Here is a 14630-nt window from a genome sequence, read left to right as displayed (position 1 = left end):
TGATTCTGCTATTCATTCATTATACTGTATATCCATACATGTTAATTGAATCAGTCCATGCGCCTTTTTATTGCCGAAAAACCCAGCCTCGCTCGTGCCATTGCAGATGCCTTGCCCGGTACAGGTAAGAAAGAGGCCGGTTGTATTCGCTTTGCCAATGGCGATGTGGTGAGCTGGTGTATTGGCCATTTATTGGAGCAAGCTGACCCGGATGCATACGACCCGGCCTTTAAACAATGGCGTCACGATGATCTGCCCATTGTGCCGCAGCAATGGCGGTTGGTACCGCGCAAGCAGGTAGGCAGTCAGTTGAGCGTGCTGCGCAAGCTGGTGAAAGAAGCCGACCAGCTCGTGCATGCCGGTGACCCGGATCGCGAAGGCCAGTTGCTGGTCGATGAGGTTCTTGCCTTTTTAAAGGTACCCGCCGCCAAAAAGGCCACCACCCAGCGTTTGCTGATTGCCGACCTTAACCGGGCTGCAGTAGAGCGTTCATTGCGTCAATTGAAACCCAATGCAGACTTTCAAGCGCTGTCGACTTCGGCGCTGGCTCGCGCTCGAGCCGATTGGCTTTATGGCATTAACCTGACCAGGGCGATGACGTTGCAAGGCAAGGTCGCCGGGTATCAGGGCGTTTTGTCGATCGGCCGGGTACAAACACCGGTATTGGGATTGGTTGTTGAGCGGGACGACAGCATCGAAGCGTTTGTCAGCCAATCTTATTACGATGTGATTGCCTGGCTGGAAACGGAGCAGGGTGAGTCCTTCAGCGCTAAATGGATACCCAGCGATGCGTGCGAACGCTGGCTGGATGAGCAGGGCCGTAATCTCTCTTACGCGTTGGCCCAGAACGTAGTGCAACGGGTCAGTTTCCAACCGGCACGTGTTACCCGGCTGGAGCGGAAGGCCATTAATCAACCTGCACCGTTACCACACAGTCTGTCGAGTTTACAGATGGAGGCCAATCGTGCTTTTGGGATGAGTGCGCAGCAGGTGCTCGATACCGCCCAGTCACTCTACGAAACCCACAAAGCCATTACCTACCCTCGCTCCGATAGCCGCCACCTACCCGTCGAACACTTTGCCGAAGCTGCCGCTGTGACCAAGGCGATTGAAACCAGCTTAAGCAACCTCAATCATTCCGGTTTTAGCGATACCGGTGGCCGATTAAATCTCAAGCAAAAAAGCAAAGCATGGAACGATGCCAAGGTGGGAGCACACCACGCCATTATACCGACACAACGTCACCTGACGCGTTTGAACCCGAATGAGTTGAAAGTGTACGGATTGATCTGCCGGAGCTATTTGGCGCAATTTATGCCGGTGTGGAAGAAGATCGACACGCAGTTGGATGTCACCATTGCCGGCGGGTTGTTTCGGGCCAGCCAGACCGATACCCAAGACTTAGGTTGGAAAGCATTGTTTCCCAGCGCTCGCCGTTCAGAGGATGCCCCGGTAGCACAGCCCTTGCCAATATTGAACGGTGGATTAACCGACGGGCAGCCGTTGCAATCGTTACAGGCCGAGTGTCTGGAAAAACACACCACGCCACCGAAGCCCTTTACCGAGGCTACCTTGCTGGCGGCCATGACCGGCATCAGTCGGTTCGTCAGCGATGCCTCGTTAAAGAGCATACTGAAAGAAACCGATGGCCTGGGAACTGAAGCGACACGGGCAGGTATTATTGAATTGCTGTTTAAGCGTGGTTTTCTGCAACGTCAGGGTAAGAACATTCACGGCACAGCAGCGGGCAGGGCGTTGATACATGCCTTGCCTGCGCGCATCACCCAGCCGGATTTAACCGCTCGTTGGGAATCTGTGCTGGGCGACATCGCCGACAGAAAAGCACGTTACGAGGATCTTATGCAGCCGCTCGAACAAGGCTTAACCGAGCTGTGTAACCAGCTCAGAACCGTCGTGCCCAAGGGCTTGGCCGGGTTAGGAAAAAGACCCGGTAAAAGCTTTGGCAATAAACGCACGCCGCGCGCACGATCCGTTAGGAAAAAAGCCAGTATTGGCGTTAAGGTATAGCGTATTGTTTATGCCTTAAGGTGCCATAGCGCGCATACTGTTGGCTCGTCCATTTTTGCCTACGCCAAAAGCAGTCTATGAAAATTCTCGACGTCCTATTCGACAAGATCCAACGGCTTTCGTACAGTGAATCGTCATTGCAGAACGTCGACGACGCCATTAAGCGAGCCAAACCAACCATCGTGCTGCTCGGTAAAACCGGGGTTGGTAAGTCGAGCCTCGTGGCTGCGTTAACCGGAGACAAAGAGGTGGAGGTAGGTTTAGGTTATAAACCCTGTACGAACACCTTGATGGAATATCCTTTTCCTCAAGACACGCCGGTAATGTCGTTTCTAGACACCCGTGGGCTGGGCGAAGCCGGGTACAAAGAAGACGAGTTGAGTGGCGACTTGGAGCGTATGGTGCATCAAGCCCACGTATTGGTGGTGGTCATTAAGAGTGACGACCCGGATGTGCAGGATGTACTCGCGGCGTTGAAGGCGTTAAAAACGAAGAAAGGCACATTGCGCAAACATCCCATTTTATTGATCCATAGCTTTCATGACGCTGGCAATGCCGAGCTGGTGGCTCAGCAACAGGTTCATCACGCTGAGGTTCAGCGCCTCTGGCCCAAGAAAGTTGAATCTTTCGCCCTTGAACTGTCCGAAACGGATGCAGGCGACGTTACGCAGCTGGATGCTTTTCGTGAGGCTTTGTTCAATCTCTTGCCTCAGTTAGCGGTGTTGTTGGCGAACGAAAGTCTGAACACGGAAGAAACGCAATTCTTTAATGCGGCTGTCCGATCAAAAGTTCTGGCGTACGCCAGCTCGGCAGCAACCATTGATCTCTTTCCTGTCGCAGGCTTGGTGGGTGTTCCAAGCATTCATGCTGCCTTGTTGGTTGAACTGGCGCGACAGTTTGACGTCGCTTGGTCAAGGGCATTGCTGAAAGAGTTTCTAGCGGCACTTGGTGCAGGATTTGCGCTGCACTACAGTTTAAAACTGGGCGTCAGGCAGTTGGTTAAGTTGATACCCTATTACGGACAAACCATTGGCGCCTTATCCGCGTCGACCATCAGCTTTGGCACGACCTACGGGCTGGGCCGTGCTGCGGCTCAGTTTCTCTACATGAAAAAGCACAAAATCGATTTTAATGATGCCGAGATAAAGGCAGCGTTTAAACACCATTTTGGTCAGGCGGTTAACAAAGATGCCCCGTAAGTTATCGGCGGTGCTATTGGATTCGGCTTGGCGGTCCAGCGCACCGTATCTGTTTATTGTGTGGGGACTGCCGTTTGCAGGCCTAGCCTTAGCCGGGCTCTGGTGGTTGTTCCAGGAAGGCTGGTTTTTATGGTTTATTGGGTTCATGGTCATCGTATCGGCATTGCCCATGCTGTATTTCTTGATCGCCAATATCAGACCAAAAGAAGCACGCGATCTTGAAATACCCATAGAGGCGCTGTGCGATGCCGAGTGGGCAGAAGCCGACCGGTTAGCGTTCATTGGTTTGAGTGATGAGGTAAAGCATCTGGCCCTTGCGCGGGAGAACCTAGACCAGTTATGGGATGACACACTCACCATTATGTCTACTACCTCAATCTATTATAAGAAGGGCAGAACGAGTTTTAGCGCGGCTGAGATTCTGACGTTGATTGAACGGGTTGCTCATAATTATCTGCAGGAACTCGAACGGTTCGGCTTTTTATCAAAGATCCCTTTGGGATTTGTGGATGCCTATATTTCTCACAATGACAAGATTGAAGCGGTTAAGCGGGCGTGGAAGATCTATCGCAAAATGCGAATTTTCACCCCGACCGGCTTTTTTGCTGAAGTCCGCGCGATGATGACCGACCCGTTGTGGGATAAAATGTCGGTAAGTTTTAAGAGCAAGCTGATTTCTTTGCTGTATCTGGAAATTCTTAAAGCCAGTGTGAGTCTGTATTCGGGCCAGTATCGGTCCATCGAGCATCCCTCAAAGCGCCTCAAAAATGACCAAGCCATTGCCGAGCAACAGCTCAAAATAGAGCCCATTCGTGTGGTGATTGTAGGGCAGTCAAACGCTGGCAAGTCGACGCTGGTTAATACGTTGTTGCAGGGTTGCGACCACGCGGCAACGGGCATTATGTCGACGACCGACAAGGCCCATGTATATGAATGGGTGTTTGAGGATACGAAAGCCTATCGGGTGGTAGACCTGCCGGGGTATACAGCACAGGAAAAGTCTTTGGCTTCCACCGTCAGTGAAATGATCGACAGCGATTTGGTGCTGTGGATGGTGAAGGCAACCCAGCCCGCCCGTAAACCCGATGCCGAATTGCTGAAACTACTGAATCAACGGGTTGAGCGTAGCAAGACGTTCCTAGCGAAGCCCATGATAGTAGGGCTGATCACCCATGGCGACCAACTTCCACCAAAGAGTGACGGGATACCCGATAACTGGTTAGCGTCCCCGGATCCGAAGAGCCACGTCATTCGTGAGGCCAAAGGTTATATCGAAAGCATGCTGGGTTTCAAAGATGCTTACCTAATGCATTACGATGAAAAAACAGCGCAATACAGCAACGACATCAGCCCATTATTGGTTGACCACTATACGCTTTTATTGAATCACCAAATGAAGCGCAGGAAGAGAAGGGGTTAGCTGGCCAATTGAACCAAGGCCTCTTTTCGCCAATGCGCCAAAACCCACCGTGCGGCTTTCTGCCGCACTTCGTTTAATGTTCTGGGTTCGAATTTAAGCGCTGCTAGAGCTTAAATGCGGACACCATCTGTTTCAGTGCCTGCCCACTGTTCGACAGCGCATGAATGCGTTCTACCGTCTTGCGGGACGACTCGACTGAGCGTTGGATACCATCCGCAATGATGTTGACGTTTTGACTGATGTTTTCAGAAACCTGCGTTTGTTCGGTAACTGCCGCGGCGGTTTGCTCTGTCAGCTCATGAATGTGCCCCATGATCTCGGCGATACTCACCAGCTTGGTCATGGCAAGCTTTGTGTGCTCGAGCGTTTTGTCGCTTGCCCCTTTGCTTTGCTCCATCATTGTAACTGCTTCATCGGAGCGCTCGATGAGTTGCGCAATCTTGGCTTCAATATCTTGAGTGCTGGCTTGAGTTCGGGCAGCGAGTGCGCGCACTTCATCTGCCACAACCGCGAAACCACGACCTTGATCGCCAGCACGAGCTGCTTCTATTGCTGCATTTAGAGCCAATAAATTGGTCTGTTCCGCTATGCTGCGAATGTCGTTGATTATTTGCGCAATATTGTCCACCTCATCGCGAAGCGACTGAATTACCCCTTGGCTTTTACCGACATCCGAAGCCAGCGTGGTCATGGATTGCGTGGTGGTGGTCAGGGTCTGCTGGCCTTCTGTCGCTGCTGCTTCCGCTTGATTGGTTGCTGTGGTGGCACTTTCGGCATTGCGCGCCACCTCGCTGGCCGTTTGGCTCATTTCGGTAATGGCGGCAGCGACCTGCTCGGTCTCACCGTACGCCTGCTCTACCTCGCTGGAGGCCGTTTGAATACTGTGTGTAACAGCTTCCGTGACCGAGTTCATTTCATTGGCCGCACGTTCGACCTCTTGCATTGAGCTATGCAGTTTGTCTATGAATTGATTGAAGTGGTCTGCCAGTCGGCCGAGTTCGTCGTCTCGTCGAATACGTATACGTTGGGTGAGGTCGCCTTCTCCGGAGGCAATGTCTTTAAGCGCACTGCCAATTCGGTAGAGGGGGCTCAAGATGACTCTGTTTACCAAGGTTACAATGCCAATGGCCAGCAATATGTCGATGATAAGAATTTGAACAACGGTTCGAGTGATGAGCGTTTGCTGTGCCTCAGCGAGGATACGATCATTTGCTTCAACGCCCAATTCGCCGAGCACTTCTTCATTTGATCCATCAAGAAAGATGAGCGGGAAGCGCTGAATCGTTGCCCCTTCAGGTAGAGTGCTCACGGCTTCAGGCTCCTGATTGTCCAACTGACGAATTCCGCTGGTGAGCTGATCCCCTTCAAAGACATATAACCCTTGGATAGAGGGGTTGTCGATAAGACCGGCTAAATTTGCCTCAACCTCTGAGCTTAGAAAATTCCAAAGTAATGGTGGTAAAGACAGGCTCAGTGCTCGCTGTGTGGTTTCGACGTCCTGTAGTAGGCGGCGTTTTTCGTTCCCCATTTGGTATCGATAGTCGATAGCCCCATAAATCACGAGCACCACGGTAAGCAAGCTGATGGTGATGACGTTGAAGCGTACGTTAATGCTGTTCCACATACTTATTGCTGCTCCGCGTAAGTGAAGTGACGACCAGTACCACGATTCATGGCGTCAATACTTTATAGGTACTACAAACCGTAGTCGAAGTCGCATGCGACTCGGGAGGTTCCCCATAGCTTTAAAATTAGGAGGAAGTTTGAGTGAGCGCAAGTACAGCAGTAAAATTTGAGCATGTGGTTGATCTATCGGCTTGCTGGTCTACGCTGATAGATGTCATCACACGAGAGGTATGAGTATCATGAAGATTGTCTTCCAAGCTCTAATTCTAAGTTTGACCCTGAGCGTTTCTTCGGCACTGTGGGCTAACAACCTTACGCTTAAAGTCCCGGTAATCGCCGAACAACCCGAAGCAGCGGCTTATTATCATGAGCTGCTAACGGAGGCTTTTTCTGATATCGGTTATACGCTGACACTGGATATCGTGGCGCTGCCCCAGATGCGTGCCACCAATGCATTGGAACAAGGTGCTATTGACTTGATGTGGTTGGTCCGGTCAGCCGAGCGAGACGCCGCGTTTACTTCAGTACCGGTTGGGTTAACCAATTCACTTATCGGGCAGCGTGTTTTGTTGATTCGTCCGGAGGATCAAGCTAAGTTCGACAATGTAAACAGCCTCGACGACTTGCGTGCACTCGACCTTGTTGCCGGTATGGGGCAGGGGTGGTTTGACGTGGCAGTATGGCGGGCCAATGATCTGCGCTTACAAGAGCAGGGCGGGAGTTGGCAGTCTATTTATCCGATGCTGGCGGCGGGCCGAACTTACGACTATTTTCCGCGTGGCATGAATGAAGTGGTTGCTGAGGCCAATGCACATTCAGATTTGGCGATTGAGCGGAACTTGGTGCTTTCATACGAACGTGACTTTCAGTTTTATCTGAGCCAGAACGCCGCACAGCATCGCGACTTATTGGTACGGGCGCTGACTCAGGCGAGCGATAGCGGCTTGGTTGATCGTCTGGTACAGAAATATTGGGCGGATGACTTTCAGGCATTGGACTTCAACAATCGACTGGTTCTGCAGATGGTAACGCCATAAAGCGATCTCAGCTCGGCGCTCTCTAAGTGGAGGCGCCGAGCTAATTTTTTTTCATCAACCGATAGTTGAATCTATGAAACACCTTTTCAATACTCATGAATCGCTCACCCTAATGAGGTAATGATGATGTTGAGGCCGGCTATCGTGCTTGTGTTGTCGCTTCTACCTTTTTTAGCGGTCGCTGATGTTTGTGAGAAAACCTTTCGCTGGACCGAAGACCCTCCTTATACCTATAGCGCCACTGGCGCTCCGCAGGGTGTTAGCGGAATTTCAGCCGATACAGTACGCGCCGTGTTGGGGATGATGGGGTGCGACGTGAGCTTCGTAGAAATGCCATGGGCGCGAGCTTTGGCTGAGCTAAGAATAGGGCGTGTGGATATTGTCAGTGGAGCTTTTGACACACCGGAACGCCGTGAGTTTGCTCACTATGCAGCGCAGGGTTCGACCTCCCCAAATGTCCTTTTCATGCGGGCGGGGGATACGGTTAATACCAACATATTGTCGTTCGAAGATTTTTTAGCCAGTGGTCTGTCGCTGGGTGGGCAAATTGGCGTGAATTACGGGCCAGAGTATGCAGCCGCAATAGAATCTGGTGTTTTGGATGATCGCCTAGTGTTGGTGCCAGATCGAACACTTTTGTGGCAAATGCTGGCTAGAGGTCGCGTTGATGCGGTCGCTGCCAGTTACCTTACTGGCTTGATGGAAATCACTAGGCAGGGTTACGGTGGTCAGCTACTCAATACGGGGATTGAATTGTCGTCAGCGCCAGCGTTCTTCATTTTCTCAAAATCTTCAGTCGAAGAAGAATTTGTGTCCCGTTTCAATGAGTTTCATCGTATGTTCATTGCGAGTGAGGATTACAAGGTGATGGTAAATACGCATACGATAGATGTTCAGAGGGCTGAATGAAGCTTAAACCATCAATGGGAGGGGGAGACTGCAATTCCGACTTTAACGTCAGCTTTGTGGGCACGGTGGCCCAAGCGATTTTATCGTGTATCAGCTGCTGTGCTCCTCAGCGAAAGCCAAATAACAAGTTCAGTCCCCACTCTGCTGCTACTCAGTACTGCCCAAACGCCAACTGTTAGGCTTCCGCCTTTAAGTCGTTTACCTAAAACGCTCTGCACGAAACGGTTGCATATCAATGGTAGTGGGTTCTCCGGTCATCATTTCCGCCAACAGTCGACCGGTCGGTGGGCCTAGGGTAAAGCCCTGGTGTCCGTGCCCGAACGCCAGCCATAAACCTCTGTGCTTGGGGGCTGCACCGATGATGGGTTTCATGTCCGGCAAACAGGGGCGGGCGCCTTTCCAGGGGGTCGGGTCCGCGCGCTCGCCAATAGCAAACAGCTTACGCGCTTCGCGCTCGGCGGCATCCAGTTGACTGTATGACGGTGGTGCTTCCAGGTTTGCCAGCTCGGCTCCTGTGGTCAGACGAATGCCATGTTTCATGGGCTCTAGTAAATAGCCTTTCTCACTGTCCATTAACCAGTAGTTCAGCGCTTCATGTTTCGCCTGCGGTTGATGATAGTGCATGTGATAGCCGCGTTTCACAAACAAAGGAAATGCGTAGCCGAGTGGTGCTAAATATTGTTGTGACCAAGGGCCTAAAGCAACCACCACTTCGTCGGCCGAGTGATCTCCTTCGCTGGTGGTGACATGCCAGCCACTACCCGCAGGCGTAATACCTCTTAACTCTGCCTCAGCAAACACCACGCCTAATGACTCCGCATGGCGAGCATACGCTTGCACCAGTTCACCGGGCGATTGTACCGTCCATGAATTTTGCCAGTGAATGGCCCCGGTAATAGCCGAAGACAGTCCGGGCTGTAGGTGGTCTATGTCGGTACGCGTCAGCGCCTCCCATTCGGCACCCATTGTGCGAGCTTGCTCGCCTTCTTGCATGGCTTTGTCGAATGCGGCACGGGTCCGATACAGCTGTAACCAGCCCTTCTTTTGTACCAAATGCTGTGCATTGGCAGCTTGAATCATCGGGTCATGCTCGTCGGTACACAGCGCGATAATTGAGCCATATTCAGGCACAATCTTTCGGTAGCGATAGGGTAGAGAATTCAACCAATAGCTGAACAATGGATTGGCTGCGGCCACCATGCCCGTGGGTCGATAGCGAATGTCGATGCGTCGATTCGGCAGTACCTTCAAGATGGTTTTTACATCTCGCGGAAAGGCATAGGGGGCAATGGCCTCACGCTGAATAATCCCGGCGTTACCGAACGATGTTTCCTGCCCCGGCGGTCGGCGATCCAAGAGCAGTACTTGTCGGCCGCGCTGCGCCAGATGCCACGCAATGCTCACACCGACTATGCCTGCGCCTAATACAATGGTCTGCTTTGCTGTGCTTGGTGTCGCCTTTAAAGCCATGAAGTTTCCACAAATGCTAACAATGTCGGAAGAGTATAGTAAAGGCTCTGCTCATAGGCTAAGGATCAAGTGTCATACGCTGTTAGAAAATTTGGCGCAAAAAATGATTTAGATCATTTGAAGTGTTGGTTTAGTATTAGATAATAATTAATAAATAAAACCTTATGGTATATGGATGATGACAACCATGCAGCTTAAAAATATCAACGAAGACAAAACGCAGAAGCTCTCTTGGACCTCAATCGTTGTGTTACTGCGCATGCTTGTAGTGCTACTCTTGGTTTCTGTATTGGTTTTAACGATTCAAGCGCTACAAGGTTTTTCTTACAAGCAGCAGGCCTATTCGGACAATTACCAGAATAGAATGGTGCCTTTGTTTGAGGTGCAACGGGTTGGTGAGCTGATGGAGCAAGTACGCGCCCAGTTGCTGCTCGCATTGCAACATGATCCAAATAATTCCTTTTCTGCACTGCATGATCATCCTACTTCTTTTCATATTGATACGGCGCGTAGGCATCTCACGGAAGCAGAGCGGCTCTGGTCGTCATTTACTAGCAAACCAAGGGGTGATGAAGCAGCAGCTCTCGCTAATCGTTATGGTGAGCTGAACGCGATGTTAATACAAAGAGGTATTGATCCCGTTTTACAGAGCTTAGCTGAAGGAAACTACCAAGAAGCAAATCGTAGAATACTGTTTGAAGTCAATCCCCGCTTCAATGAAGCTTCTGCGGCACAGTTGCTTTTAAGTAGAAGGCTACTTCGCGGTGCAGAGGAGGCCTATGAAATCATGCAGTCACGATCTATCAGCTTGACGATGGGTATGATTAGTACAGGCGTACTTTCCATTCTGATCACCTTGGTTTTTTCAGTTTATGTAACACGCACGATCCGCAGCGGGATAAAGCGGGTGACACATCTCGCTAATAGCATGGCTACAGGAGACCTCCGTAATCCTCCTTCTATCGCGACTAAAAGTAATGAGCTGACTGCTATTTTTTCGATTTTTAATGAAACTAGAGAACAACTAAACGCTACCGTTGGTAGCCTTACGAATTCGGTTAGTCGTGTTGAAGTTCTGGCAAAGGAAGGTGCAGCACAGTCCGCTGATGCCAATAGACTAGTTGAAAAGCAGAAAAACGAAACCGACATGGTGGCAGCTGCCATGAATGAAATGAATGTAGCTGTTCACGAAGTCGCGCAAAACACCGACCAAGCAGCCCACAATGCACGGTTGGCCAATGAGCAGGCAAAAGAAGGGCAGGTGGTTCTAAAAGAAAGTGTTCAGTCTATGGAGGCACTAACCAGAGATGTAGAGGAAGTAGTTAAGGTTGTGCAGCACCTCGTTGAAGAAGCAAACGACATAGGCAATATAGTGAAGGTAATTAGTGAAATTGCCGACCAGACAAATCTGTTGGCATTGAATGCGGCAATAGAAGCAGCACGTGCAGGTGAGCAAGGACGAGGGTTTGCGGTGGTTGCCGATGAAGTGAGAAGTTTAGCCAATCGCACTCAGCAATCGACACAACAAATTAATGAAATGATTTCTCGGTTACAGGGATCGGTAGACTCGGCGGCGAATAGGATGGGGCAGAGCCAATTGCAAGCCGAAAAGGTTATGGGGCGTGCCATAGAAGCTGAGGAGGCTCTGCAAAAAATAGCAACACTCATCAGCTCTATCAATGACATGAACACTCAAATCGCAAGCACGGCAGAAGAGCAGGGTAGTGTGACGGAAGAAATGAATGTCAACATCATCCGTATCAACGATGTCGCGGATCAGACGTCTGTATCATCTCAGCGCGCTGAATCTAGCAGTCAAGAAACGCTCAAACTGGCTGAGGAGCTTCGCATGTTGGTCCAGAGGTTCAAGCTATGATCTTTACATTAGAGAACTCTTAAATGGTTGAATATAAGAAATAACTAATATAATATAATGCTCATGTTCTTAGATGAAACCGTAAATGGGAGAGACAACATGATCAACATTAAAACATTTTATGATGAAGCCACGTTCACGCTGACTTACGTTGTGTCAGATCCTGAAACCCACGACGCGGTCGTCATTGATCCGGTACTTGATTACAACCCTATTGGTAGCAAGGTGTCTGATACCTCTTACCAGCAGGTTGTCGACTATGTGAAGCAGGAAGGCCTCAAGTTACACTATGTGCTTGAAACGCATGCCCATGCAGATCACCTGAGTTCAAGCCAGTTATTCCGCGATGACTTCCCTGGGCTTCAGGTCGCGGTGAGCGAGCGTATTCGTGGTGTGCAGAGTGTCTTCAAAGGTGTTTACAACCTCGACGACAGCTTTGTCGCCAATGGCGAACAGTTCGACTATTTGATTCAAGACTTCGAAGTAGTGGAAGCAGGTAGCCTTCGGATCAAGGCGCTGCCAACGCCGGGGCACACACCGGCCTGCTTAACTTTCCAGATTGAAGATGCGGTGTTCACCGGTGATGCCTTGTTCATGCCTGATTTTGGTACGGGCCGCTGTGACTTCCCGGCCGGGGACGCTCGTACACTGTATAAGGGAATTCAAGAAAACCTGTACAGCTTGCCCGATGAGACACGCGTTTTTGTCGGACATGATTATCAGCCTGGCGGTCGTGAGCTGAAATATGAAACCACCATCGGTGAAGAAAAGGCTAAAAACATTCAGTTGAAAGCCTCGACGTCAGAAGATGAGTTTGTACAGTTCCGCGAGAACAAGGATAAAACCTTGGCGGCACCGAAACTGATCTATCAGAGCATTTTGGTGAACATTGATGCGGGTCACCTGCCTAAGCAGGAGAGTAACGGCAAGCGCTACTTGAAAATTCCGTTAAACATTTCAACGCAGTAATACAAGTACACCATGAGAGATAAGGGCAGGGAACTGCCCTTTATGCTTGCCTGGCATTCAGTGGGTTAAAAGATCAGGCTCAAGGTCGCAAAGGGACCATGCTGAAAGCCGGAGATAGACAATTCACGAGTAATCTCATCAGATTTTATTTCCGACTCTTCGCCCTGACCTTGGCCATAATAATAGCCCGACAACCGATACCCAGCCTGTGCCGATACCCCTGCGCCCCAGAGCCGACTCGAGCGACGCTGTATTTGATAGCCAAGCTCAGAAGTAAAGGATACTCCGAACACCGGTGATCTCTTTTCATCAGTTTGGGTGACTTGGGTGAGCGCTTCTTTGGCTAGATCACGGGCATCTTTTAGCCAGCCAAGACCCATACTCACGCTTCCATCAATGTACAGTGCATTGTAATTGGTTTCATAGCGCCGACTGTAAGCCAGTTGGTCGTAACCAAATGCCACCTGCACCATATTTACGGTTAAATCGGGCACAAGGGTGCTGTAAACAATGTCCTTTTGCGCATTGCTGAAGCCGACAACCCCTGGCTGAGTTTGGCGGGTGTAACTGAGCCCGTAGTAAAGCCCTCGCTCCATGGTGGCGTAAAGTGCCATACGCTGTCGTTCAATGGTAATGTCGTCCAGTGTCTGGCGCTCGCCCGGCAAGCGCGTTGCAGCATCGCCCCACAATTCCGAACGGTCTAGTTCGAGGCGCAGACCGGTCTGGCTGTCGGACATTTCCCCTAAACGATTGAGGTCTAATACCAATGACAGCCAGCGAGAGGCCTTGGCGATGCGGTCGTCTATTTGCTGTAAGTAGCTCAACGCCAGATAACGCCCTCCCGCACGACCTTCTAGTGCGATTAAGGTACCCCACCCGGGTTCCAAACCATAGTTCACGCGCGAATGCCGGCCGCCATTTTCTTCGTTGAAGTCCACGCTGTTCCACATCACACTGTTCACACGTTGCAAACCGCTGCTGGCCTGCAGTTCGAAAAAACTTTCTCGATTAAACTGAGCTGGAATGTCCGGCCACGGATTCAACGCAGCTGACCAGGTATCGACCGGGTGGTAGAGCGCAAACGACTGGCGTTGGGTGGTGTTACGTGCCTGCACTACTAAGTCATCGTCTATTACCATGACTTGAGGACTGAACCCTAGGTTGCGATCCATTGAGTGTGCTAACCAGCCGTGCTGACGCTGTTCCGTCGCCAAATCTACTTCGGCACCGTACATACCTTTGTTGTAAGCATTGATGTATTTGTAAGCCACCAAGTAGAGCTGGTGCGCGGTGCGTGGATAAATCGCAAGAATTTCAGAACGGTCGCCGCGTTCCGATAGCGAGACCCCAGAATCCATACATTGAGACAAATTACACGCCCAAAGGCTGTCATCGTTTAAACGGAGGGCAATAGCTACGTCACTGTTCAGGCCGGTGGTTACGGTGTAATCGCGAACGCCGTCTGGGAAGTTGATCAGCTGATGGCGCTGTCCATGGCGGTCAACTCGTGAAGCACCGACTCTCGACACTTGCAACAATGAACCATCGGGCATGATGGATTGTCCATCCATCACGCTGGAGTTGAGAGAGAATTCTCTGCGCCGCCCTTGGTCATTGATAAGCCAATAGGTGACAATATAGGTTTCTTGTTCATTTCGTACGACTGGAATAGAGCGCCGGTAGAGCAGATAGGCTTGGTCGGCATGCCGTCCAGTAGCCACCGTCGAGATGCTGTATCGTGAAGGATACTGACGCAGAATCCGTCCGTCTTGATTCTTCAATTGCGGAGGGCAATCATTTCTACCGCTGCATTCTATGACCAGTCTGACCGAGGGATAGTGTCGTTGATCCCTGATTTCGTCGAGGGTCGTAACGTTATTGCGCCACTCACCAACAATAATCTCTTGTGTTGCAGGGCGGCTTTGCGCAGAAACAACACCTGACAATAAAAATAAGGTGAAGCCTAGGAGCCAGGCGACATTACGCATGTGCAGATTTCCTGAAATTATCATGTTGATTTCCTTGAGCCTGGGCGCTCTATCGGGTCCGATTATACGGCCTTCTCGATCGGGTGTCTTGTGTTGGATGTGAGCGCA

General features: G+C 50.7%; 10 protein-coding genes. 7 read left to right on the top strand and 3 right to left on the bottom strand.

Annotated elements, in window-relative coordinates; genetic code table 11:
• Nucleotides 1-57 precede the first annotated feature (57 nt).
• From NFC81_RS08385 to NFC81_RS08375, 3 genes are all read left to right on the top strand, one after another.
• On the top strand, nt 58-2028 hold the full coding sequence (locus NFC81_RS08385) for a DNA topoisomerase III (RefSeq protein ID WP_304994034.1): 1971 nt from the start codon (nt 58-60) through the stop codon (nt 2026-2028).
• Nucleotides 2029-2105: 77 nt separating this feature from the next.
• Complete coding sequence (locus NFC81_RS08380) at nt 2106-3227, top strand: GTPase (RefSeq protein ID WP_304994033.1); 1122 nt, start codon at nt 2106-2108, stop codon at nt 3225-3227.
• Nucleotides 3217-4647 carry a GTPase gene (locus NFC81_RS08375; RefSeq protein WP_304994032.1) on the top strand — a complete coding sequence of 477 codons (1431 nt, stop codon included), beginning with the start codon at nt 3217-3219 and terminating at the stop codon, nt 4645-4647. Before NFC81_RS08380 ends, NFC81_RS08375 begins: the two co-directional genes overlap by 11 nt.
• A 103-nt stretch (nt 4648-4750) precedes the next feature.
• Here NFC81_RS08375 and NFC81_RS08370 read toward each other — a convergent pair whose 3' ends face one another.
• Nucleotides 4751-6271: a methyl-accepting chemotaxis protein gene (locus NFC81_RS08370; RefSeq protein ID WP_304994031.1), complete on the bottom strand. Its 1521-nt coding sequence runs from the start codon at nt 6269-6271 to the stop codon at nt 4751-4753.
• 241 nt (nt 6272-6512) lie between these two features.
• Here NFC81_RS08370 and NFC81_RS08365 point away from each other — a divergent pair, with 241 nt between their 5' ends.
• On the top strand, nt 6513-7310 hold the full coding sequence (locus NFC81_RS08365; protein ID WP_304994030.1) for a hypothetical protein: 798 nt from the start codon (nt 6513-6515) through the stop codon (nt 7308-7310).
• A gap of 120 nt (nt 7311-7430) precedes the next feature.
• Nucleotides 7431-8219 carry a substrate-binding periplasmic protein gene (locus NFC81_RS08360; protein WP_370529853.1) on the top strand — a complete coding sequence of 263 codons (789 nt, stop codon included), beginning with the start codon at nt 7431-7433 and terminating at the stop codon, nt 8217-8219.
• Nucleotides 8220-8417: 198 nt separating this feature from the next.
• Here NFC81_RS08360 and NFC81_RS08355 read toward each other — a convergent pair whose 3' ends face one another.
• Complete coding sequence (locus NFC81_RS08355) at nt 8418-9689, bottom strand: FAD-binding oxidoreductase (RefSeq protein ID WP_304994029.1); 1272 nt, start codon at nt 9687-9689, stop codon at nt 8418-8420.
• A gap of 175 nt (nt 9690-9864) precedes the next feature.
• Between NFC81_RS08355 and NFC81_RS08350 the strand changes: the two genes are divergently transcribed.
• Both NFC81_RS08350 and NFC81_RS08345 read left to right on the top strand, forming a co-directional pair.
• The gene (locus tag NFC81_RS08350) at nt 9865-11565 is read left to right on the top strand and encodes a methyl-accepting chemotaxis protein (protein ID WP_304994028.1); all 1701 of its coding nucleotides are present in this window, start codon (nt 9865-9867) and stop codon (nt 11563-11565) included.
• A gap of 99 nt (nt 11566-11664) precedes the next feature.
• Nucleotides 11665-12534: an MBL fold metallo-hydrolase gene (locus NFC81_RS08345; RefSeq protein ID WP_304994027.1), complete on the top strand. Its 870-nt coding sequence runs from the start codon at nt 11665-11667 to the stop codon at nt 12532-12534.
• A gap of 65 nt (nt 12535-12599) precedes the next feature.
• Here the strand turns inward: NFC81_RS08345 and NFC81_RS08340 are convergent, their stop codons facing one another.
• Entirely contained in the window at nt 12600-14522 is a 1923-nt protein-coding gene (locus NFC81_RS08340) for a hypothetical protein (protein ID WP_304994026.1), read from the bottom strand.
• Nucleotides 14523-14630: the final 108 nt, after the last annotated feature.

The sequence above is a fragment of the Salinispirillum sp. LH 10-3-1 genome (assembly GCF_030643825.1).
Taxonomy (GTDB): Bacteria; Pseudomonadota; Gammaproteobacteria; order Pseudomonadales; family Natronospirillaceae; genus Salinispirillum.
This window is presented reverse-complemented; position numbering and strand designations above follow the sequence as displayed.